Here is a 21,606-nt window from a genome sequence, read left to right as displayed (position 1 = left end):
CTTCGTCATTTCAGGCGCTCGAGTATCTCGGCAAAGGCCGGGCGCCGGGCCGTGGCGGACTGCTGGCAATCTTCGGCCAGCGCCTGCAGGTCGGCCGGTGGCGCGTCGCAGCGCTGCAGCAACTCCTCCAGCAGGATGCCGAAGGCGCGGCTCTCCAGGCGTTGCAGGGCCGCGCCCTGGGCGCTGCCAGGGGTGAAGAAGGAGGCGGCACCGAAGTCGCTGAGGCGACAGTCGTGGCCGTCGACCAGCAGGTTGTGGGCGTACAGGTCGCCATGCAGGATGCCCTGGCCATGCAGGTGCCCCAGCGCGCCGGCCACGCCGCGGGCTAGCGCCTGCACCTGTTCGGCGGAAAAGCGCTGCTCGGGTCCGTAGCAGTCGCGGGTACAGCTGGCCAGCGAAGGCGGCCCCGCCAGTACGCGGAAGCGCGGCTCCAGCAGCTCCAGCAGCAGGCCATCCGGCTCGCCGGCCTGCGCTTGCAACGGCCCTATCACCGGCAGCAGCTGCGGGTGGCGACCGGCAGAGAGGCAGGCGGCCATCTCGCTGTGCGGCAGGCCGTCGCTGGTCATCTGCCCCTTGAACAGCTTCACCGCCACCTCGCGCTCGCCCCAGCGCGCGCGATGGATCAGGCCGCTGGCACCCTGGCCGAGCAGCTCGCCCAGCTCCAGCTGGTCGCGGGCGATGGGCGCCTGCGGGTGGCTGGCCAGCGCGGCCGCCTCGGCGCGGTCGCTTCCGGGATTGCCGGCGAAGGCCAGCCAGGCCAGGCGCGGCAGCTGCAACAGCCAGTCGGGTAGGGTCTCCAGGCGGTTGGCGGCAATGCGCAGCAGTTCCAGGCGGTGCAGCCCGGCCAGGCTTGGCGGCAGCTCGCTCAGGCTGTTGCCGGCTAGCATCAGCTTCTGCAGGCGCGGGCGCTCGCCCAGCTCGGCCGGCAGGGACTCGATACGGTTGTCGGTGAGGATCAGCCAGCGCAGCTTCTCCGGCAGCGCGGCGGCGGGCACCTCACGCAGCTGGTTGGACTTGAAGCCGACCATCTCCAGCTGCGGGCAGTCGCCGAGCGCTTCCGGCAGGGTTTCGAAGGGGTTGTCCGAGCAGAACAGCACCTTCAGCCGGTGCAGCCGCGACAGGTCGTGGGGCAGGGCGCGCAGGCGGTTGCCGCTGAGGTTGAGTACCTCCAGGCTGTCGGCCAGGTCGAAGATCTCGCGAGGGAACTCATCGAGGTCGGCGGCCAGGTCCAGGCGGCTGATGCCGGCCAGTTCGCCGCGGCGCAGTTGTTCCAGGCTTTGCATGTCAGTCGCTTTCCAGCAGTTGCAGGTGCAGGCGGCGCGGCAGGTGATCGGCGCCGAGGTCCGGGCCCAGGTCCTGCTCGAGGACCCGCCAGGACCCGTGGACCAGCACCTGGTCGATGGCGATGCCCAGCCAGCCTTGGCCCAGGGCCGGCCAGGTGGGGCGCAGGTCGCTGGCGCGGTACCAGCCGAGGTCGTGCAGGTCGCGGGTGGCCTGGGACCAGGGGCTGGCATTGAGGTCGCCCGCCAGCAGGCCGGGTTGGCCAGCGGCGGCATTACGCTGCAGCGCCAGCTGCAGGCCGAGGTTGCGCTTGTGGTGCCAGTAGGGCGACAGCGGCGGCATCGGGTGTACCAGGCTCAGGCTGACGGCCCGGTCGCCGCTGTGCAGGGTTGCCTCGATGCTCGGGATGTCGTCGCTGTCGCGGCGAATCCGGCCGTTCTGCAGCGGCAGGCGCGACAGCAGGGCGAGGCCGAAGGGCGAGTCGGCGGGGGCAAGGACGCGGTGCGGATAGTCCTGCCAGCGGGCCAGCTGCCCGGCGAGCGCTGGGGTGACCTCCTGCAGCAGTACCAGGTCGGCAGGCTGCTCGTCGAGCCAGGCACGCAGGGCGCGGGCATCGTCGCTCTGCTGCAGGTTGGCGGTGATCAGACGCAGTTCCAGACGCGGCTCGCCGGTGTGCTGCGGCAGCATCGGCGCCACGCTCAACCAGGGCAACATGGCCAGCGGCAGCAGGAGCAACCAGAGCGGCCGGCGCCGCGCCAGCAGCGCCAGGCACGCCAGCAGCAGGGCGAGGTGCAGCCACTGCCAGTGACTGGCCAGGTCGAACAGCCAGGCCAGGTGCTGCGAGTGATCCGCCAGCAGCGTCACCAGCCAGGGCGAGAGCAGCCCCAAGGCGGCACAGCAGGCGAGCAGGCGCAGCATCAGCCGTGCAGCCGGCTGGTGTTGACGCGCTCGGCGCGGGCGCGCAGCTGGCCGCAGCCGCCGTCGATGTCCTGCCCGGCGCTGTTGCGCACCTTGGTCAGTACGCCGCGGCTGTGCAGATAGCGCACCATCTGCACGATGCGCTCGCCGTCCGGGCGCTGGTACTCGTCCATTTCCAGGCTGTTGTAGGGAATCAGGTTGAGCACCGCGTACTTGCCCTTGAACAGGCGCAGGATGGCGTCCATTTCCTCCTGGCTGTCGTTGATGCCCTTGAGCAGGGTCCACTGGTACTGGATCGGGTAGCCGGCCTGGCGGGCGTAGGTTTCGCCGAGGGTCAGCAGCTCCTCGGGGGTGATCTTTGGCGCCTTGGGCAGCAGGCGCTCGCGCAGGGCTGCGTCGGTGCTGTGCAGCGACAGGGCCAGGGCCGGCTTGACCCGCTGCTGCGGCAGGCGCTCGAACACCCGTGGGTCGCCGACGGTGGAAAACACCAGGTTCTTGTGGCCGATGCCGCCGTCGGTGCCGAGCAGGTCGATGGCTTCCAGCACGTTGTCCAGGTTGTGCGCCGGCTCGCCCATACCCATGAACACCACTTTCTTCACCGGCCGGTAGCGGCGCGCGAGCGCCACCTGGGCGGCGATTTCGGCGCTGCTGACCTGGCGTAGCAGGCCGCTCTTGCCGGTCATGCAGAACACGCAACCGACGGCGCAACCGACCTGGGTGGACACGCAGAGGCCGCCGCGCGGCAGCAGCACGCTCTCCACCATCTGGCCGTCGCCCAGTTCCACCAGCAGGCGCACCGAGCCGTCGGCAGCCGGGTGCTCGGAGCGTACCCGGGCCAGGCCTTCCAGTTCGTCGCTCAACTGCGGCAGGCCATTGCGCACGGACAGCGGCAGGAAGTGCTCGGTGTGCTGGCGCTTGGTGCCGGTGTTCAGCGGTTTGCCCTGCAGCCAGGCGCGAATCACCCGGCCGCTATGGGCGGGCAGGGCGCCGAGGTCGGCGAGGCGCTGGTGGATGTCGGAGATTCGCATGGGGCGCGCATGCTATCACTGGCCGTCGATACGGCGTAGGGCTGCCGGTCAGGCCTGGAAGTGCAGGGCCAGCCAGATGGCATCCTGCGAGCACTCGGCGACCCGATGGCGGCAGTGGGCGGGAATCAGCAGGGCGTCGCCGGCCGCCAGTGGCAGGTGGCCGTCGTCGAATTCGAGGGTGGCGCTGCCGGCTAGCAGCGCTACCCACTCAGGTGCCGGCTGGTCGTACCAGAAGCCCGTGGGGCTGGCCTGGCCGCGCGAGACGATCTGCTCCAGGCGCAGTTGCCCGGTCTGCAGCAGGGGAATGAACTGCTCTTCCCCTGGCTTGCCATCGGGAGACTGCAGCAGACCGGTCACTCTGGGTGGCATGGGCTTGCCTCGTTGCTCTCGCTGGCCGTTACTGCGGCGTGACGCTGATGGCGAAGGCGGAGGTCATGCGCAGTACCACCTGACGGCCGAGGTACTCGGTCTTCATGTCGACGTCCGGGCGGACCTTGATGGTGCGCTCGCTGCCGTCGGGCAACTGCAGGGTGGCGGTGCGCAGGGTGGTGTCCATGCCCTTGACCAGCGCGGTGATCTCGATGGTGTCGGCCACCAGCATGCCCGGCTTGCTGCCCAGCGGCGCGGTAGCGGCCACGCCGGCGGCGCCATCGGTCGCCACCTCGCCCGGTTGGCGCAGGTAGACGATGCGCTCCAGAGCGACCACGGCGCGGACCCGATCACCGACCTTGAGCTGGTCGAAGTTGTGCATCTCCGGCGGGGCCTGGAAGGTGCGGCTGTTGCCGTCGTCATCCCTCAGGGTGAAGCTGCGCTTGGCCGGGTCGATGGCGGTGACGCTGGCCTGCATCTCGTCGGTCTCGGTGACCGCGCCGCCGGGCACGCCTTCGGTATAGGCCTCGGTGCGGTCGTACTCGGTGTTCAGCTCGTCGTTGGCGTTGCTCTGGCAGCCGCTGATCAGCGCGGCGGTCAGCGACAGGGCGAGAAAGTGCTTGGTGCTCATGGGGTAGCTCCTTGCCTCATGGGGTTTGCGGTTGGGTATTGCGGATCTCGTAAACGGCGTCGTCGGCGCGCATCGGGCGCACGTGGATTAGGTAGCTGGGGCCGGGAGTGCCCAGGGTCATCTCGCTCAGATTGAAGCGCACATCGAGCTTGAGGTACTTGACCTCGCCCGGAGCGACCGAGAAGTTCTGCTTGATATCGCGCGGCTCCCACTTGGCCTGGCGGGTGAGGCCGGTGATGCGCAGGCTGTGGCGGCCCGGCGCCAGTTCGACGCGGCGGTAGGAGTTGAATTGCAGGGTGCCGACGCTCTGCTCGTCGATCAGCACGTCCGGGTAGGAGAAACGCAGCGGTTGCCGGCCCGGATTGTCCGCCTCGGGGCGATACAGGTAGACAACGGCCTGCTCCGGACTGCTCGGCGGCACCGCCTCGAAGTAGCCGGGACCGGCGCAGCCGGCGAGGGTGAACAGGGCGAGCGCGAGAGCGGGTAGACGCATGAATACTCCTGACGGGACGTTTTGCTCAACCCAGCGTAGCAGCGCTTCGCTGGGCTATGAATAGCTACGTTCCATCGCCGGAACCTGCCTGCGCTACAGGCTCATGGTATCGTCGCGCTCCGCTTCACCCCATCAGGACCCCGACGCATGAAATTCATCCACCAGCGCGAGCAGCTCAACGAAGACGACATCGTCGTGATTCACTGCTCGCAGCCCTGCAATATCCGTCTGATGAACGACGCCAACTTCCGCAGCTACCGCAATGGCGGCCGTCATACCTATCACGGTGGTGCCTTCGACAAGTTCCCGGCGCGGATCACTGTGCCCAGCAGCGGCTTCTGGAACATTACCCTGGACACCGTCACGCGCCGCGCCATCAGCGTGACGCGCAAGCCGCAGATGGAATACTCGATCAAGTTCGTGCGCCGCTCCGGCGCCTGATTCACTCGCCCTGAGCGCGTAGCGGCAGTACCTGGCCAAGGCGGTACTGGTTGTCGCCGCTACGCTTGGCCGCGTACATGGCCTGGTCGGCGATGTGGATCAGACGGTCCATGCTCTGTGCATGCTCGGGGAACAGGGCGATGCCCAGGCTGGTGCCGATCTGCTGCAGGCTGTCGTCCACCGGCACCGGCGGGCTCAGCACGGCCAGCAGCTTGCCGGCGATGGCCTGACCCTCTAGCTCGGGCGGATGGGCCGGCGACAGGCCTTCGAGAATGGCGACGAACTCGTCGCCACCCAGCCGCGCCACGCTGTCCGAACCGCGCAGCGCCTCGCGCAGGCGTGCCGCCATCGTCACCAGCACCTGATCGCCGGCCCGGTGGCCGAGGCGGTCGTTGATCGCCTTGAAGCCATTGAGGTCGATGAACACCAGCGCCACCCGCGAGTCGCTGCAGCGGGCACGCTCCAGGGCGTTGCCGAGGCGCTCCTCGAACACCAGGCGGTTGGGCAGGCCGGTCAGCGGGTCGTGATGGGCCAGGCGGTGCATCTGGCTGGCCCAGGCCTTTTCCTCGGTGATGTCGCGCACCACGCCCATCATCTTCACCGGCGTGCCGTTGGCGTCCTTGATCACGTTGCCGGTCTCGCGCAGCCAGCGCACGGTGCCGTCCGGCCAGATCACCCGGTACTCCTCGTCGTGGTTCTCGCCGGTCTCGATGCAACGCAGTTCGCCGGCGCGCACGTGCTCGCGATCGTCCGGGTGCACGCTCTGGCAGAACAGCTCGTAGCTCGGCGTGACCGCGCCGACCGGGTGGCCAAACATGGCGTAGATGGCTTCTGACCAGTACAGGCGATTGGTGTCGATATCCCAGTCCCAGGTGCCTATGCGGGCGAAGTACTGGCTGCGCTGAAAACGTTCAGCCTCGGTCTGCAGCGGGCGCAGCAGCAGGTGGCCGCTGGCCAGGCGGGTTACCCGCAGGGAGCGTTGCTGGCCGTCGCTACCGCGCGCCAATACCTGGGCTTCATCGGCGAGCGGTTGTGGCAGCCACTGCTGCACGGGCTCGCCACGCAGGCTGTGGCCGGCGCACCCCAGCAGCTCGGCTGCCGCCCGGTTGTACCGAGCAACCCGCCCGTCGCGATGCAGTTGCAGCACGCCCTGGTCCAGCTCCTGCAGCAGCGCATCGGCCTGTCGCAACTGCCGGTGCTGGCGCAGCAATACGGTCAGCAGGACGAGGCCGGGCAGGGCGCAGGAGAGCAACAGGAGTGAGAGGGACAAGGCGCGAGCATCCGTTTCCGTCGGCATTGATGCGCGCATTATGCACAGCCGTTCGAGGCAATTCGCCTGGGTTTTCCACCCAGCGAGTCGGGAGCGGCGAGGCAAACAGGGGAAACGTTGCGGCGGGTACGGCGGTCACACACTGCGTGAACCCGGAAATAAGGAGCCCAGCATGTTGAAGTTTCTAGGCGGGACCGTAGGCATCATCTTCATCATCGGCCTGATCGTGGTGATCGGCCTGTTCCAGCTGTTGTTCTAAGCCCCATGCAAAGACCCGCTGCAAGGCAGCGGGTCTTTTCGGTTCGGCTGTCAGAGCCGGCGCTTGTTGTCCTGGTGCTGCTCGCAGGTCATGAAACCCTTGCCCTCGACGCGGCCTTCGCTGGTGAAGGTCACGTAGTAGGGTTGCTCCTTGCCGTCGACATTGAGGATGTAGTTGTTGCAGGTGCCGGCGGTGACGGTGTTCTGCACCTCGGAGGAGGGTGGCCCGCCGATGGTGAGTACCTCGTCCTTGGTCATGCCGTCGCGGACATCCTGCACCAGGGGTTCGTGGCGGTAGGTCGCGTAGTCCGCCGGATTCTCCATGGTCGAGCAGCCGGTTACCGCGGCGGCCAGGCCCAGTATCGCCAAAGTGTGCTTGTACATGTTGTCACTCCGTGTGCGAGCCGGACTGGCTCCTGGTACTTGGAGCGAAGCCGTCGCCGCGGAGTTCGAGTTTTCTCCTGGGGCACTGGGCAGGAGAATCGTTAGCCAGCCGGCAATTCCTCGTTCGCCGACTCGCTTTTTCGGCGGCCGGCGAGCAATCTGTGGCTCTTTTCAGCCGTCGTCATTACAGGAGTACGACCATGAACAGGATTTCCCCGCTGGCCCTCGCCCTGATGCTCGCCCTGGGCACGCAGGCTGCCTTCGCCGAGGAAGCGGCAGGCGAGACGAGCACCATCAAGGATTCCGCCAAGGCCGCCGTGTCCACAGCGATTACCGCCGGCAAGAACCTGCTGGGCGGTGTGTCGGACGGCGTCACCGAAGGTCGGGTGGATGCCCAGGGCGCGGATGGCTCGATCGTCGTCTCCAACCTGGAGCAGCTCGATGGCCAGGTCAGCGTGCAGCTGCTCAAGATCGAGACCGTCGAAGACGGTAACCTCAGCGCACTGCTGGGCTTCAAGAACACCACCGACAAGCCGCTGCGCCTGATCAACCTGCGCCAGACCGGCGCCCTGCTGGCCATCGACCAGGAAGGCTACTCCAGCGCGCCGCTGCCGGGCCTGCTCAACCCGGACGACGTAACCATCCCGGCGCTGACCGGCGTGCGGCAGAAATTCGTCTTCGAAGGGCCGAGCGCGGAAGTGAAGTCGATTCGCCTGTGGGGCCGCGATTTCGAAGTGAAGAAGTAACCCGCCCCTCATGCATGAAAAAGCCCGCATCAGCGGGCTTTTTTCTTTCTGGCTCTTAGCGCTTGGCCACGGTCATGGCGATCAGTCGAGAAACCACCAGCGCCAGGTACATCACCCCGGCGAACTCCTCGATCATCACCAGTGAACGGGCCACCGGGGTCAGCGGGATGATGTCGCCCAGGCCGACGCCGGAGAGGGTGGTGAAGCTAAGGAACAGCAGCTCCATCCAGGTACGCGCCGCCTCGGGGTCGACGGCCGCGGCGAAGCTGCCGGGCGCCAGCAGCTGGCAGAAGGTGAACAGGTGGGCGAAGGCCCAGGCCAGCAGGGTGAAGGTGGCACCGACCGCGTATAGCTCATCGGTGCTGGCGTGCAGGTCGGCGCTCATGTAGGCGATCAGGCTGGCCGCCGCGTAGAAGTAGAACGCGGCCTCCAGGATGGCGATCAACGCTTCCAGCAGTGTGCTGGGGGCGAACATGTCGAGCAGGTTCAGGCCTATGACCAGCAGCGCCAGCAGGCCGGCCACCCAGGTCTGCACCGGGCTGCGCTTGACCACATGCAGGGCCATGCCCAGCACCAGCAGGCCGAAGGCACCGAACAGTGCGCGGCCGATCTGCGTGCTTTCCATCCAGGGATACAGCAGCACGCCGAGCAACTGGACGAACAGCAGGCCGGCGGAGGGGTGGAGGCGGATATAGGTGATAGGCGACATGATCCAGTGCTGATCTCGGAGTGGAAGGGCAGTTTAGGCGGCGCGGCGGCGGGCTTCAGCCGAGCAGTCGATGTACCTGTTCAATGGCCTGGCGCTCGCGCGCAGCCCACTCGCCGTCGATATCGACCCAGGCTCGCTGGTGCCGCTGCAGCCAGTCGCGGCAGCCTTGGTGGAAGCATAGGCGCTCGGCCAGGTCGGGCTGGCAGCGCTGGCCGTCGCTTTCCCACTCCACATCCTGCGGCGACAGCAACAGGTGCAGGTCGTAGTGGCGGGCCAGCAGCTCCGGCTCCAGCCAGGCCGGGCAGTCGCCGAACAGCGTCTGGCTCCACAGGATATTGCTGAGCAGGTGGGTGTCGAGGATCAGCAAATCGGGGTTCTGCGCGCGTGCGGCGTCCTCCCAGGCCAGCTGACCGCGGGCGATCGCGGGGATGTCCGCCAGTTTGGTATCGCGCTGCTCCTGTTCGATGAAGTGGCGCACGTACTCGCCGACCACCAGGCCGCCGAAGCGCTGCTGCAGGCGCTCGGCGAGAAAGGTCTTGCCACTCGATTCGGGGCCAGTTAGTACCACCACTTTCATGCCAGGCTGCTCCGCGCGGCGCGCCATTCGCGCAGGCCGAGCACGGCCAGAGCGGTGAACACACCATACAGCCCGGCGGTCAGCCAGTATTCCTGGAAGGCGAAGAAGCCAACGTAGAGCACATCGACCACTATCCACAGCACCCAGCACTGCCAGCGCTTGAGCGCCATCCAAAGCTGGGCGAGCAGGCTGAAAGCGGTGAGCAGGGCGTCCATCTGGGGATACACGGCCTCGGTGAAGCGATCCATGGCCAGGCCCAGCAGCAGGCCGCCGATCAGCGCCATACCCAGGCCGATAGCCACCTCTTTGGTTCCGGTACTGCTGATTGGCCGCCGGCCGCTCTCATCCACGCCCTGGCGCCACTTCCACCAGCCGTACAGCTGCATGGCGGCGAATACGCCGTGCAGCAGCACCAGGGAGTACAGGCGGGCATCGAAGAAGAACCAGGCGTAGAGCAGCACCATCACCAGGCCGATGGGCCAGCACAGCATGTTCTGCCGCACGGTGAGCCAGACGGAGGTGATGCCGAGGGCGGAAGCGATGATTTCGAGGGGAGTCATGAGAGTTTGCGCCGCGGCGCGTTACATATAACGCATGCAAATACTAGGAAGCCGCTCCTGCTTTCAATCATAGAGCGGTTAAATATATGGATCGGCAAGAAAGTAAGCTCTTATGAGATCTAAAATGATGTGCTTAGGCGCTGTGCAAACTCCGGAGAAGTAGAGTCGTTGTTTTTGTTGGTTTTCTTGTTTTTTTAAATGGGCGTCCAGACGATCGCAAAGAATACTAAAGTCAGATTCTGCTGCAAGAAGCCAAGGTTCTATCCATCCATTGATTTGAGGGGGTTTCCAGTCGTTAAGCGGAGATAGATGTATTTCAAGCCATAATTCTGAATCATAGCCTGATATATGTTCATAGTTTAGAGAGAAGGACTCGGGTATGAGTCTGGAGAGAGAGTCAGTAGATTTTAAGAAGTGCCAAGTTAAGTCTGTTAGCTCTAAGCATCTTTGGAGTTGAGGTGGCTCCCGGAAACCGTGCTCGATTTGGTTGCGAATGCTATGGATGGTTGTTAGCATCGCAGGTCGGGCTATCTGAAGATCCTCAAGTTTGCTGAGAGTGTCCGATGGAGCTCCGAAGTGGTTCAGTTTCTTTAGGGAGTAGTCTGAAGAGATTTTCTTTAAGCGATGATCAATGCTCCGTTTTAAATTGGATATCGCATCAATTAATTGAAAAGGATCACTGTGGGTTTTTATTATGCTTTCTGCAAGATTGAAATATTTGTAGGGGGTATCCCATCCATCTTGAAGGCTGTAAGTGCCAGAGGATGTAGATGTTTTCCAAGAGAGTATTTCTGCGCTTAAGCTGATGTTCATTTGTTTTCGGGTCTCAACTTAAGCGCATGTATTAAATACTTAGTTGTCATACCCCAGATTCGGCGCCAACCAGCGTTCGCTGACTGCCAGGTCCTGACCCTTGCGCTTGGAGTAGCTTTCCACCTGATCCTGGTCGACCTTGCCGACGGCAAAGTACTGCGCCTCGGGGTGGGCGAAGTACCAGCCGCTGACGGCGGCGGCAGGGAACATGGCGTAGTGCTCGGTGATGAACACGCCGCTGCGGCCGGCCTTGCCGACGTCGGCCTCGGGATCGAGCAGCTTGAACAGGGTGGCCTTCTCGGTGTGATCCGGGCAAGCCGGGTAGCCGGGAGCGGGGCGAATGCCGACGTACTGCTCCTTGATCAGCGCCTCGTTGTCCAGTTGCTCGTCGGCGTCATAGCCCCAGTACTGCTTGCGCACGCGCTGGTGCAGCCACTCGGCGCAGGCTTCGGCGAGGCGGTCGGCGAGGGCCTTGACCATGATCGAGTTGTAGTCGTCGCCGGCCTCCTGATAGGCCTTGGCCACTTCCTCGGCGCCGATGCCGGCGGTGGTAATGAAGCCGCCTACATAGTCCGTTTTTCCGCTTTCCTTGGGCGCGACGAAGTCGGCCAGGGACAGGTTCGGCTTGCTGTCCGGCTTGATGGTCTGCTGGCGTAGGTGGTGCAGGGTGGCCAGGGTCTTGCCGTTGTCGCCGTACAGCTCGATGTCGTCGTGGCGCACCTGGTTGGCCGGCCAGAAGCCGAACACCGCGCGAGCCTTGATCAGCTTCTCGTCGATCAGTTTGTTGAGCATCGCCTGGGCGTCGTTGAACAGCGCAGTCGCTGCCTCGCCAACCACTTCGTCGGTGAGGATGCGCGGGTACTTGCCGGCCAGGTCCCAGGAAATGAAGAACGGCGTCCAGTCGATGTACTCGGCCAGTTCGCGCAGGTCGATGTCGTCCAGCACCTGCACGCCGGTGAAGCTCGGCTTTGGCGGCTGGTAGCCGGTCCAGTCGAACTGCAGCTTGTTGGCCAGGGCCTCGGCGTACGGCAGGCGCTCGGTGCGCGAGGCACGCGCGGAGGTGCGCTCACGCACCACCACGTACTCGTCGCGGGTCTTCTGCACGAAGTCGGCCTTGAGTTCCTTCGACAGCAGCTGGGTAGCCACGCCCACGGCGCGCGAGGCGTCGGTGACGTAGACCACCGCGTCGTTCTGGTACTTGGGCTCGATCTTCACCGCCGTGTGAGCCTTGGAGGTGGTGGCGCCGCCGATCATCAGCGGCAGGGTGAAGCCCTGGCGCTGCATCTCGCGGGCGACGTGGACCATCTCGTCCAGCGACGGGGTGATCAGGCCGGAAAGGCCGATGATGTCGCACTTCTCGGCGATGGCGGTCTGCAGGATCTTCTCCGCCGGCACCATCACGCCCAGATCGACGATGTCGTAGCCGTTGCAGCCGAGCACCACGCCCACGATGTTCTTGCCGATGTCGTGCACGTCGCCCTTCACGGTGGCCATGAGGATCTTGCCCTTGGCCTCCGGCTTGTCGCCTTTCTCCGCTTCGATGAAGGGGATCAGGTGGGCCACGGCCTGTTTCATCACGCGAGCGGACTTCACTACCTGGGGCAGGAACATCTTGCCGGCGCCGAACAGGTCGCCGACCACGTTCATGCCGGACATCAGCGGGCCTTCGATCACCTCGATGGGGCGCGCGCATTGCTGGCGGCATTCTTCAGTGTCTTCGACGATGAAGGTGGTGATGCCCTTGACCAGCGCATGCTCCAGGCGCTTGCCCACCGGGTAGCTGCGCCATTCCTCGCTCTCTGCTTCCTTCACCGCGCCGCCGCCACGGTAGTTGTCGGCGATGGCCAACAGGGCGTCGGTGCCGCCGGGCGTGCGGTTGAGCACCACGTCCTCGACCTTGTCGCGCAGCTCCTTGGGAATTTCGTCGTAGATCTCCAGCTGGCCGGCGTTGACGATGCCCATGGTCAGGCCGTTCTGGATCGCGTAGTAGAGGAAGACCGAGTGGATCGCCTCGCGCACCGGGTTGTTGCCGCGGAACGAGAAGGACACGTTGGACACGCCGCCGGAGCTGAGCGCATAGGGCAGCTCGTCACGGATGAAGGCGCAGGCCTCGATGAAGTCCACCGCGTAGTTGTTGTGCTCCTCGATGCCGGTGGCCACGGCGAAGATGTTCGGGTCGAAGATGATGTCTTCCGGCGGGAAGCCCACTTCGTTGACCAGGATGTCGTAGGAGCGCTTGCAGATTTCCTTCTTGCGCGCGGCGGTGTCGGCCTGGCCGACCTCGTCGAAGGCCATCACCACCACAGCAGCGCCATAACGTTTGCACAGCTTGGCGTGGTGCTTGAACTGTTCGACGCCTTCCTTCATGGAGATCGAGTTGACGATGCCCTTGCCCTGGATGCACTTGAGGCCGGCCTCGATCACTTCCCACTTGGAGGAGTCGATCATGATCGGCACGCGGGAGATGTCCGGCTCCGACGCGATGAGGTTGAGGAATTTCACCATGGCCGCCTGGGAGTCGAGCATCCCTTCGTCCATGTTGATGTCGATCACCTGGGCGCCGGCTTCCACCTGCTGCTGGGCGACTTCCAGGGCCTCGGCGTAGTTCTCCTCGCGGATCAGGCGGGCGAACTTGGCCGAACCGGTGATGTTGGTGCGCTCACCGACGTTCACGAACAGCGAGCTGCGGTCGATAGTGAACGGCTCCAGGCCGGACAGGCGGCAGGCCTTGGCGATTTCCGGAATGGCGCGCGGCTTGTACTTGGCCACCGCCTCGGCGATGGCCTTGATGTGCGGCGGAGTGGTACCGCAGCAGCCGCCGATGATGTTGAGCAGGCCGCTGGCGGCGAACTCCTCGACCACCGCGGCCATTTCCGCCGGGGTCTCGTCGTACTCGCCGAAGGCATTGGGCAGGCCGGCGTTGGGGTGGGCCGAGACGTGGGTGTCGGCCTTGGCCGCGAGTTCGGCCAGGTAGGGGCGCAGCTCCTTGGCACCGAGGGCGCAGTTCAGGCCGATGGAGATCGGCTGGGCATGCCGCATCGAGTTCCAGAAGGCCTCGGTGGTCTGGCCGGACAGGGTGCGGCCGGAGGCGTCGGTGATGGTGCCGGAGATCATGATCGGCAACTCGACGTTGTCCTCGTCGAACACCTGCTGCACGGCGAAGATCGCCGCCTTGGCGTTGAGGGTGTCGAAGATGGTCTCGATCAGGATCAGGTCGGCGCCGCCCTCGATCAGGCCTCGGGTGGCCTCGGTGTAGTTCTCCACCAGCTCGTCGAAGGTGACGTTGCGGAAGCCTGGGTCGTTGACGTCCGGGGAGATCGAGCAGGTACGGCTGGTGGGGCCGAGGACGCCGGCGACGAAGCGCGGGCGGTCCGGGGTTTCCAGGGTCTTGGCATCCGCCACCTGGCGGGCGACACGGGCGCCGGCCACGTTCAACTCGTAGGCCAGCGCCTCCATGCCGTAGTCGGCTTGCGAGACCCGCGTGGCGTTGAAGGTGTTGGTTTCCAGGATGTCGGCGCCAGCGTCCAGGTAGGCGCGCTCGATCTCGGCGATCACCTCCGGCTTGCTCAGCAGCAGCAGATCGTTGTTGCCCTTCACATCGCTCGGCCAGTCGGCGAAGCGCGCGCCGCGGTAATCCGCTTCCTCCAGCTTGTAGCTCTGGATCATGGTGCCCATGCCGCCGTCGAGGATCAGGATGCGTTCTTTCAGGGCTTGCTGAAGGGCCTGGAGGCGGGCGCTGCGGTCGGACATGGAGACTACCTGGATGAGCGGTATAGAAAGGCCGTGGATGATAGCAAAGCTGCATGGCTCTCAGACGCCCGCACGATCTGCATGAAAATGGCTCATATTGAGCCGTTTCGCTGCCATGGCCTTACAATGCCTGCTTGCCGCATAAGGACCTTGCCATGCCCCGTCGTTTTCTCGCCCCGTTGGCGCTGCTGTGTGCGCCGTTGTTCGCTGCCGAGCCGGTTTCCTACAGTCGTGACGTCCAGCCGATCCTGACCAACAAGTGCGTGGCCTGCCACGCCTGCTACGACTCGCCGTGCCAGCTCAACCTGGGCAGCGGCGAAGGCGTGTTGCGCGGGGCCAACAAGCTGCCGGTTTACGATGGCGGACGGACCAAGGCGCAGGCCAGCACGCGGCTGTACTTCGACGCCCAGGGCGAAGCGGCCTGGCGCGACAAGGGCTTCCACTCCGTGCTGGATCCGCAGGCCGGCCAGGCCGCGCTGGTGGCGCGCATGCTGGAGCTGGGGCGCAGCAATCCGCTTGAGCCCAATGCGAAGCTGCCGGCCGACCTGGATATTTCCATCGAGCGGGACAACCAGTGTCCACTGCCCGGCGAGTTCGATGCCTATGCGAAGAAGTTCGCCCATGCCGGCATGCCCTTCGCCGTCACCGGCCTGAGCGATGCCGAGTACACCACCCTGCAGCAATGGCTTAAGGAAGGCGCGCCGGTGGAGGAGCAGGCGCTGCAGCCGTCCGCCGCCGAGCAGAAGCAGCTGGCCGAGTGGGAAGCCTTCCTTAATGCGCCCGGCGCGCGGGAAAGCCTGGTCAACCGCTGGCTGTTCGAGCACCTGTTCCTCGCCCATCTGTACTTCGAGGGCGGCGAGGCGGGGCACTTCTTCCAACTGGTGCGCTCGCGCACGCCGAGCGGTCAGCCGATCGATCCGATCGCCACGCGCCGGCCCAACGAGGACCCGGGCGCCCAGGTGTACTACCGCCTATGGCCGATCCAGGGCGTGGTAGTACACAAGACCCACATAACCTATCCGCTCAGCGCCAAGAAGCTCGTGCGCATCCGCGAGCTGTTCTACGCCAGCGACTGGACGGTGGATGCCGTGCCCGGCTACGGCGCCCAGCGTCGCGCCAACCCGTTCGAGACCTTCGCCGCGATTCCGGCCCAGGCGCGCTACCAGTTCATGCTGGATAACGCCGAGTACTTCGTGCGCACCTTCATCCGTGGCCCGGTGTGCCGCGGACAGATCGCCACCGACGTGATTCGCGACAACTTCTGGGCGCTGTTCCAGGACCCGCAACACGACCTTTACATCACCAATGCCGAGTACCGCGCAGAGGCCACGCCGCTGCTGGCTATGCCCGGACAGTTCGACGAGATCGGCGACCTGCTCGGCCTGTGGAAGGCCTACCGCGACAAGCGCAACGAGTACGAAGACCTGCGTCGCGGCGCCTATGCCGACGCGCCGGTGCCGGGTTGGTCGACCATCTGGGCCGGCAACGACAACGCCTTGCTGTCGATCTACCGCCACTACGACAGCGCCATGGTGCGCAAGGGCCTGATAGGCGAGGTTCCGCAGACCCTGTGGCTGATGGACTACCCGCTGTTCGAGCGCACCTACTACCAGCTGGTGGTCAACTTCGACGTGTTCGGCAATGTCGCCCACCAGGCGCAGACCCGCCTGTACTTCGACCTGATCCGCAACGGCGCCGAGCTGAACTTCCTCCGCCTGTTGCCGCCCCAGGCGCGCCAGGTCTATCTGGATGACTGGTACCAGGACGGCGGCAAGCTGAAGATGTGGCTGGATTACACTGCTGCCGATCTGGACACCGCTACCGGCATCACTCTGCCGGAACGGGGCGCCAAGGGCGCATTCGCCCAGGCGCTGCTGGCGCGCTACGACGACCTCAACGCGCGGCCCGATCCGCTCAACCGCTGCGAGGGTGCCGACTGCCATCGCCCGGGCCTGTCGGCTGAGCTGGAGGATGCCGAGCAGGCCCTGAGCCGCCTGCCCGGGCGACCGGCCGGCGGCCTCAAGGTGATCGACCAGTTGCCCGAGGCGACTCTGCTAAGAGTCGAGCTGGCCGACGGCAAGCGCGAGGTGTACAGCCTGCTGCGCAACCGTGCGCACAGCAACGTGGCCTTCATGACTGGCGAATCCCTGCGCTACCAGCCGGGGCTGGATACCCTGACGGTGTATCCGGGCGTGCTCACCAGCTACCCGAACTTCATGTTCAGCCTGCCGGCGAGCGAGGTGCCGGAGTTCGTCGGCGCCCTGGAGCAGGCGCGCGACCCGGCGGCGTTCGACAAGCTGGTGCAGCGCTGGGGCATTCGCCGCAGCCACCCCGAGTTCTGGCGCTACTTCCATGACCTTTCGGCCTATATCCAGGAGACCGAGCCGGTGGAGGCGGGCGTGCTGGACATGAACCGCTACCAGAACCTCTGAGCCGGATGAAAAAAGCCCGCCGATTGGCGGGCTTTTTTGTTTCACAAGCGCGTGCTCAGAAGTGGCCCTTCAGCAGCAGGCTGATGGCGCTCTGGTCGGTACCGCCGAGGATTTCGTCGCCGACATAGCCGTCATCGTCGATGCCGTACTTGTCGCTCCAGTAGTCGTACTCGACACCCACGTAGAAGCGCTTGCCCCAGCCCATGGCCTTGGCCATGTCGTACTTGATCTGCGGGTTGAAGTGCAGGTTGGCGTGGTAGCTGTCGTCGTTGTCCACCACCCAGTCCATGAAGCCGTCGATCACCAGGTCCGAGTCGCCCACGGCCAGGGTGTAGCTCCAGGCCGGGGTGATCTGCCACACGCCGCTGCCGTCGCGCTTGCCGTCGGTTTCGCGGTAGTAGGTGTTGAGCTGGAAGAAGTCGAAGCCGGGTACGTTCAGGTCGACGGCTGGGCCAAGCAGGTAGGAGTCGACATCGTCTTCGCCGAACTCGTAGGTGGCCGCCAGCAGCAGGTCCTTGATCGGGCCGAACGATAGGTCGCTACCGCTGAGCTTGCCCAGCGACAGGCGTGGGCTGATCTCGCCGTAGAAGCTGTGGCCGTCATTGGCGCCGTTGGTGGCCTCGGTGTTGTACTTGATGCCATCGACAAAGATGAACAGGTCACCGAAGCTCCAACCGCTGGCATGCTCGAAGGTCAGGGTCTGCTGCCTGGGCGGGTCGACCTTGAAGTCGATGCCGTTGAGGTAGGTCAGGCTGTTGTCCTGCCATTGCAGCAGGTCGGCGGCCATGGCCTGGCCGCTGAGAAGGGTGGCGGCCAGGCTCAGGCCGGTGGCGAAACGGGACATCTACAACTCCGAATCTTGACTGGGTAGGCGAAAAAAGCGCGCTACTTTACCAGCCTGGCCTCGAGGCTGTTGGCGGCCAGACGGGCGGCCTGCTCGCGGGTCATGCCCAGATCGCGCTCCAGGGCAGCGAAGTTCTCACCGACATAGCCGCCGAAGTAGGCCGGGTCGTCGGAGTTCACCGTCACCTTCACGCCGCGCTCCAGCATGGCCAGGATGTTGTGCTGGGCCACGTTGTCGAACACGCAGAGCTTGATGTTGGACAGCGGGCAGACGGTCAGCGGGATCTGCTCGTCGATGATGCGCTGCATCAGGCGCTCGTCCTCGATGGCGCGCACGCCGTGGTCGATGCGCTCGATCTTGAGCAGATCCAGCGCTTCCCAGATGTACTCGGGCGGGCCTTCTTCGCCGGCGTGGGCGACGGTGAGCAGGCCTTCGCTGCGGGCCTTGGCGAAAACCCGCTCGAACAGGCGCGGTGGAAAACCCTTCTCCGAGCTGTCCAGGCCGACGGCGACGAAGGCGTCGCGGAACGGCATGGCCTGTTCCAGGGTCTTGAACGCCTCTTCCTCGGACAGGTGGCGCAGGAAGCTGAGGATCAGGCCGTGGGTGATGCCGAGCTGCTTCTCACCATCGACCAGCGCCTGCTTGATGCCGCGCAGCACCACTTCGAAGGGAATACCGCGGTCGGTGTGGGTCTGCGGGTCGAAGAACGGCTCGGTGTGGATCACGCCCTGTTCCCGGCACTTGAGCAGGTAGGCCCAGGTCAGGTCGTAGAAGTCCTGCTCGGTACGCAGGACGTTGGCGCCCTGGTAGTAGAGGTCGAGGAATTCCTGCAGGTTGTTGAAGGCGTAGGCGCCGCGCAGGCTGTTCACGTCGGCCCAGGGCAGGGCGATCCTGTTGCGCTCGGCGAGGGCGAACAGCAGTTCGGGCTCCAGCGAACCTTCCAGGTGCAGGTGCAGTTCGGCCTTGGGCAGGGCGGTGATCCAGTCGGTCATGGTGGCGCTAACTCAGGGAAATCGAGTGTGCATTCTAGCGGAGTCGGTGCTGGGAATTATTCCTACTAAATTACTAGGACTTTATCCCTGCCGGTCGATTGGCGTACACTGGCCGCATGTTTTGCGAGGAGTTGCCATGAGCGCCATCATCATTACCGACGCGGCCCACGATTATCTGTCCGATCTGCTGAAGAAGCAGAACACCACCGGCATCGGTATCCGCGTCTTCATCACCCAGCCCGGCACGCCCTACGCGGAAACCTGCATCGCCTACTGCAAGCCGGGTGAGCAGAAGGCCGAAGACACCGCCCTGGCGCTGAAGGAATTCACCGCCTGGATCGACGCCGTCAGCGAGCCCTTCCTGGAAGACGCCGTGGTCGACTACGCCACCGACCGCATGGGCGGACAGCTGACCATCAAGGCGCCGAACGCCAAGGTGCCGATGGTCAACGAGGACAGCCCGGTCACCGAGCGCATCAACTACTACCTGCAGACCGAGATCAACCCGGGCCTGGCCAGCCATGGCGGCCAGGTGAGCCTGGTCGACGTGGTCGAGGAAGGCATCGCCGTGCTGCGTTTCGGCGGCGGCTGCCAGGGCTGCGGCCAGGCCGACTTCACCCTCAAGGAAGGCATCGAAAAGACCCTGCTGGAGCGCATTCCCGAGCTCAAGGGCGTGCGCGACGTGACCGACCACAGCAACCGCGAGAACGCCTACTACTGAGTGTTCCTCGCTGCTGAGAAAAGGCGCCTGCGGGCGCCTTTTTTGTTGCCCGGGAAATCGCTCCCGCTGCTGCGCCGCGCGGCGTCGGGCAAGGCTGGTGCTCCCTCATACTGCAAGGAGCAATACCATGGGCAAGCGCATCATCGTGCACACCAGCGACCACGGCTGGCTGGATCAGGCCGTTCGTCTGCATCTGATCTATGGCGGTGTGCAGATCGAGGATGACGCCGATGTCGGCGTCGGTCCCGATGATCTGGAACAACTGGTGGCGTTGATCCACCAGCACCACGGCCATGCCGCCACCCGCTTGCGCACCGTGCTGGGTGTCGGCGTCGGCCTGTGCCTGTCGGCGATGGGTTTGTGGATCATCCACGCGGCGGTGGCCGATCCCGGCGAAACCAAGGAGCTCTGGGTGCTGCTGGCTGGCGGGGTGTTCATGGCCTTCTTCGGTGGCCTCGGGGTGTTCTACGCCCTCGGCCAGCGTTGGCGCATCAGCGCCAGTAGCGGCGACCGCAATATGACCCTGGGATCTGACTAACCCTGGCTTCAGCGCCGCGGGTTGTCTTCCGCGGCGCTGTCCTCGATCAGGTCCTGCAGCAGGATCAGCAGGCCGGCGCACATCAGGAACAGGCCCCAGTTGAGCGAGGCGGTCTGCACATGGCGCAGCAGGCTCATCCACTCCTCGTGCTGCGGTGGTATCCACACCACCGGCAGCATGAAGCCGAGCAGCGCCACTAGGGCGAACGACATCAGGCGGATAAAGGGTTGCGGCGGTGCCTGCTGGTTGACGCCGTAGACCACCGTGGCCACCACCAGGATGCTGGCCGAGGCGGACAGCACCAGGTCCGCTCGACTGTGCAGCACGTCGAACAGCACGGCCTCGAACTCGCGCCCCGGCGATGCGCCGTGCTGCAAAGCCAGCAGTGCACCGAACAGCTGTACCAGCGCGCCGCCGAGCCAGGGCGCGCGCAACAGCGGGTAACGGCGCAGCAGCACCGGCGCCAGCATGGCGCGGTGCCAGAACAGCAGCCAGCAGAGGGTCGTCAGGCCGTACAGCAGGCCAGCCAATGCGGCGAACATTCAGCTGGCAGGCGCCTCGCCGCCGCTCGGTGCCGGAGTTGGTATCGCCGCAGGCTCGGGCTGGGTGCGGATCGGGCTGATCAGGTTGGTGTATTCCTCCAGCAGGCGGTTGACCGCCTCCGGCGGCTCGCAGGCCTTGAACACCATGCTGATGGCGATCTCGTCCGGATCACGCTGCTGGCCCTTGCGCTTGTCCTGGCCGAAGGTGACGAAGAAGCGCTCGCTCTGCAGCTCGCCGTTCTGCAGGTTGTCGCGGGCCTTCTCCAGCTCGGTGCCTTGCATCTTCACCGACAGGTCGACCTTCATGCCGGCCAGCGCCAGGCCGCGCGGGGCGACCAGGGTGATCAGCGGGATGTTGAGGATATGGCCCTCGTCCAGGGCCACCTCGACCATCTTGGCCTTCATCGGCGTGCCCAGGTCGTTGGGGTCGTAGTCGAAGAACTGGTCGAACAGCTTGATGTACTGCTGGGCGATCACCTGGTGGGTGGCGGCTGCCGCCTGGTGCAGGCCACGGGTGATGTGGCTCAGGTCGCTGGCGGTCATGGGTTCCTTCTTGGAAAACAGCGCCATCGTGGGGCTCCTTGCTTATGCGGGGTGGGGTGACCCCGCCTCGCGGCGGGGTCGGTTGCGCTGCTTACTTGCCGCCCTTCTTGGCGGCGGCGTCCGCCTGGGCCTTGGCCGGGTCGGGCACCAAGCCGTCGGTCGGCAGGGCGTCCTTACTGGCAGCCTGAGTGTTGGGCAGCATCACCGGCTTGGTTGCCGCGTCGGTGAGGAAGTCGATCACCCGCATCAGGGCTTCCGGCGGATCCTGACGTGCGATCTTGGTGTGGATCGCATAGCGCGCGCGGGTGTCGGTCTTGCGGGTCTGGGTCGACTTGTGGCTCACCGAGCCCTTCACCGTGACGCTGAACGGGCCCCAGCCCAGCTTGGCCTCGAAGCTGCCTTCGCCAGCGGTCTCGCTGGTGTCTTCGGCCATCTGGTTGATGGTCAGCTCGAAGTCGATGGTGCCTTCTTCGACGGTGATGTTCGGGTGACTGATGGCCGCCAGCAGCGGGATGCGCATCTTCTTGGTCACCGTGCCCTGGTACACCCCGTTCTCATCGACCAACGTCTCGTCATAGTCGAACTGTACGGATACCGCCTTGCCATCCTGAATACACACGGTCATCAGGAAGTCGGCGTACGCCTTACTGGCTTGGACCTGGGCCGTGATCATCGCCTGCAGCGGACCGGAGATCATCCGATCGAGGGGCAGGGCATTGATAACTGAGCCGATCAGGCCGGTATCTATCTGGGACATGTGTCAATC

The 21,606-nt window shown here is 65.0% G+C and carries 23 protein-coding genes; 5 read left to right on the top strand and 18 right to left on the bottom strand.

The window, feature by feature from the left end; translation table 11 throughout:
• Window positions 1–5 precede the first annotated feature (5 nt).
• From IB232_RS11410 to IB232_RS11385, 6 genes are read right to left on the bottom strand one after another with little or no spacing between them, the layout of a single operon-like run.
• Complete coding sequence (locus IB232_RS11410; protein ID WP_192398699.1) at window positions 6–1,283, bottom strand: leucine-rich repeat-containing protein kinase family protein; 1,278 nt, start codon at window positions 1,281–1,283, stop codon at window positions 6–8.
• A gap of 1 nt (window position 1,284) precedes the next feature.
• On the bottom strand, window positions 1,285–2,199 hold the full coding sequence (locus IB232_RS11405; protein WP_192398698.1) for an endonuclease/exonuclease/phosphatase family protein: 915 nt from the start codon (window positions 2,197–2,199) through the stop codon (window positions 1,285–1,287).
• Window positions 2,199–3,227 carry an RNA methyltransferase gene (locus IB232_RS11400; RefSeq protein WP_192398696.1) on the bottom strand — a complete coding sequence of 343 codons (1,029 nt, stop codon included), beginning with the start codon at window positions 3,225–3,227 and terminating at the stop codon, window positions 2,199–2,201. Before IB232_RS11400 ends, IB232_RS11405 begins: the two co-directional genes overlap by 1 nt.
• Window positions 3,228–3,275: 48 nt before the next feature.
• Window positions 3,276–3,596 carry a cupin domain-containing protein gene (locus IB232_RS11395; RefSeq protein ID WP_192398695.1) on the bottom strand — a complete coding sequence of 107 codons (321 nt, stop codon included), beginning with the start codon at window positions 3,594–3,596 and terminating at the stop codon, window positions 3,276–3,278.
• 28 nt (window positions 3,597–3,624) lie between these two features.
• Entirely contained in the window at window positions 3,625–4,227 is a 603-nt protein-coding gene (locus IB232_RS11390; RefSeq protein ID WP_192398693.1) for a DUF1344 domain-containing protein, read from the bottom strand.
• A 16-nt stretch (window positions 4,228–4,243) separates the two neighbouring features.
• Window positions 4,244–4,720: a DUF2846 domain-containing protein gene (locus IB232_RS11385; protein WP_192398691.1), complete on the bottom strand. Its 477-nt coding sequence runs from the start codon at window positions 4,718–4,720 to the stop codon at window positions 4,244–4,246.
• 147 nt (window positions 4,721–4,867) lie between these two features.
• Between IB232_RS11385 and IB232_RS11380 the strand changes: the two genes are divergently transcribed.
• Window positions 4,868–5,161, top strand: coding sequence for a DUF1883 domain-containing protein (locus IB232_RS11380; RefSeq protein WP_192398689.1), 294 nt, complete (start codon window positions 4,868–4,870; stop codon window positions 5,159–5,161).
• Between the two features lies 1 nt (window position 5,162).
• On the opposite strand, the gene IB232_RS11375 is transcribed toward IB232_RS11380, so the two are convergent.
• Complete coding sequence (locus IB232_RS11375) at window positions 5,163–6,431, bottom strand: sensor domain-containing diguanylate cyclase (protein WP_225592246.1); 1,269 nt, start codon at window positions 6,429–6,431, stop codon at window positions 5,163–5,165.
• A 309-nt stretch (window positions 6,432–6,740) separates the two neighbouring features.
• On the bottom strand, window positions 6,741–7,073 hold the full coding sequence (gene osmE / locus IB232_RS11370; protein WP_192398687.1) for an osmotically-inducible lipoprotein OsmE: 333 nt from the start codon (window positions 7,071–7,073) through the stop codon (window positions 6,741–6,743).
• Window positions 7,074–7,273: 200 nt separating this feature from the next.
• Here osmE and IB232_RS11365 point away from each other — a divergent pair, with 200 nt between their 5' ends.
• Window positions 7,274–7,819, top strand: coding sequence for a hypothetical protein (locus tag IB232_RS11365; protein ID WP_192398685.1), 546 nt, complete (start codon window positions 7,274–7,276; stop codon window positions 7,817–7,819).
• A 55-nt stretch (window positions 7,820–7,874) separates the two neighbouring features.
• Here the strand turns inward: IB232_RS11365 and IB232_RS11360 are convergent, their stop codons facing one another.
• The 5 genes from IB232_RS11360 to metH all read right to left on the bottom strand — a co-directional run bounded on the left by IB232_RS11360 (window position 7,875) and on the right by metH (window position 14,228).
• A complete protein-coding gene (locus IB232_RS11360; RefSeq protein WP_192398683.1) occupies window positions 7,875–8,528 on the bottom strand; it encodes a potassium channel family protein in 654 nt (217 codons plus the stop codon).
• A gap of 55 nt (window positions 8,529–8,583) precedes the next feature.
• Entirely contained in the window at window positions 8,584–9,105 is a 522-nt protein-coding gene (locus tag IB232_RS11355; RefSeq protein WP_192398682.1) for an AAA family ATPase, read from the bottom strand.
• Window positions 9,102–9,665 (bottom strand): nicotinamide riboside transporter PnuC, encoded by a 564-nt coding sequence (pnuC, locus tag IB232_RS11350; RefSeq protein ID WP_192398680.1) that lies wholly within the window; start codon window positions 9,663–9,665, stop codon window positions 9,102–9,104. Before pnuC ends, IB232_RS11355 begins: the two co-directional genes overlap by 4 nt.
• 78 nt (window positions 9,666–9,743) lie before the next feature.
• Window positions 9,744–10,478: a hypothetical protein gene (locus IB232_RS11345; RefSeq protein ID WP_192398679.1), complete on the bottom strand. Its 735-nt coding sequence runs from the start codon at window positions 10,476–10,478 to the stop codon at window positions 9,744–9,746.
• Window positions 10,479–10,517: 39 nt separating this feature from the next.
• On the bottom strand, window positions 10,518–14,228 hold the full coding sequence (metH, locus tag IB232_RS11340) for a methionine synthase (protein WP_192398677.1): 3,711 nt from the start codon (window positions 14,226–14,228) through the stop codon (window positions 10,518–10,520).
• A 155-nt stretch (window positions 14,229–14,383) separates the two neighbouring features.
• On the opposite strand from metH, the gene IB232_RS11335 reads away from it, so the two are divergent.
• A complete protein-coding gene (locus tag IB232_RS11335) occupies window positions 14,384–16,660 on the top strand; it encodes a fatty acid cis/trans isomerase (RefSeq protein ID WP_192398675.1) in 2,277 nt (758 codons plus the stop codon).
• Between the two features lie 55 nt (window positions 16,661–16,715).
• Here IB232_RS11335 and IB232_RS11330 read toward each other — a convergent pair whose 3' ends face one another.
• Together IB232_RS11330 and IB232_RS11325 are read right to left on the bottom strand one after the other, a co-directional pair.
• Window positions 16,716–17,504, bottom strand: coding sequence for an outer membrane protein OmpK (locus tag IB232_RS11330; RefSeq protein WP_192398673.1), 789 nt, complete (start codon window positions 17,502–17,504; stop codon window positions 16,716–16,718).
• Window positions 17,505–17,545: 41 nt separating this feature from the next.
• Window positions 17,546–18,496 carry an adenosine deaminase gene (locus IB232_RS11325; RefSeq protein WP_192398672.1) on the bottom strand — a complete coding sequence of 317 codons (951 nt, stop codon included), beginning with the start codon at window positions 18,494–18,496 and terminating at the stop codon, window positions 17,546–17,548.
• Window positions 18,497–18,632: 136 nt separating this feature from the next.
• Here IB232_RS11325 and nfuA point away from each other — a divergent pair, with 136 nt between their 5' ends.
• The gene (gene nfuA / locus IB232_RS11320) at window positions 18,633–19,217 is read left to right on the top strand and encodes a Fe-S biogenesis protein NfuA (protein WP_137972725.1); all 585 of its coding nucleotides are present in this window, start codon (window positions 18,633–18,635) and stop codon (window positions 19,215–19,217) included.
• A gap of 127 nt (window positions 19,218–19,344) precedes the next feature.
• Window positions 19,345–19,755, top strand: a complete 411-nt coding sequence (locus tag IB232_RS11315) for a hypothetical protein (protein ID WP_192398671.1) — start codon at window positions 19,345–19,347, stop codon at window positions 19,753–19,755.
• Window positions 19,756–19,763: 8 nt separating this feature from the next.
• On the opposite strand, the gene IB232_RS11310 is transcribed toward IB232_RS11315, so the two are convergent.
• From IB232_RS11310 to IB232_RS11300, 3 genes are all read right to left on the bottom strand, one after another.
• Window positions 19,764–20,297, bottom strand: a complete 534-nt coding sequence (locus tag IB232_RS11310) for a hypothetical protein (RefSeq protein WP_192398670.1) — start codon at window positions 20,295–20,297, stop codon at window positions 19,764–19,766.
• Complete coding sequence (locus IB232_RS11305) at window positions 20,298–20,867, bottom strand: DUF2589 domain-containing protein (RefSeq protein ID WP_192398669.1); 570 nt, start codon at window positions 20,865–20,867, stop codon at window positions 20,298–20,300.
• Window positions 20,868–20,931: 64 nt separating this feature from the next.
• Entirely contained in the window at window positions 20,932–21,597 is a 666-nt protein-coding gene (locus IB232_RS11300) for a DUF2589 domain-containing protein (protein ID WP_192398668.1), read from the bottom strand.
• Window positions 21,598–21,606 lie beyond the last annotated feature (9 nt).

The organism is Pseudomonas sp. PDM15, from assembly GCF_014851565.1.
Taxonomy (GTDB): domain Bacteria; phylum Pseudomonadota; class Gammaproteobacteria; order Pseudomonadales; family Pseudomonadaceae; genus Aquipseudomonas.
The sequence above is the reverse complement of the archived record's forward strand: the minus strand, read 5'-3'. Positions and strand labels throughout refer to the sequence as shown.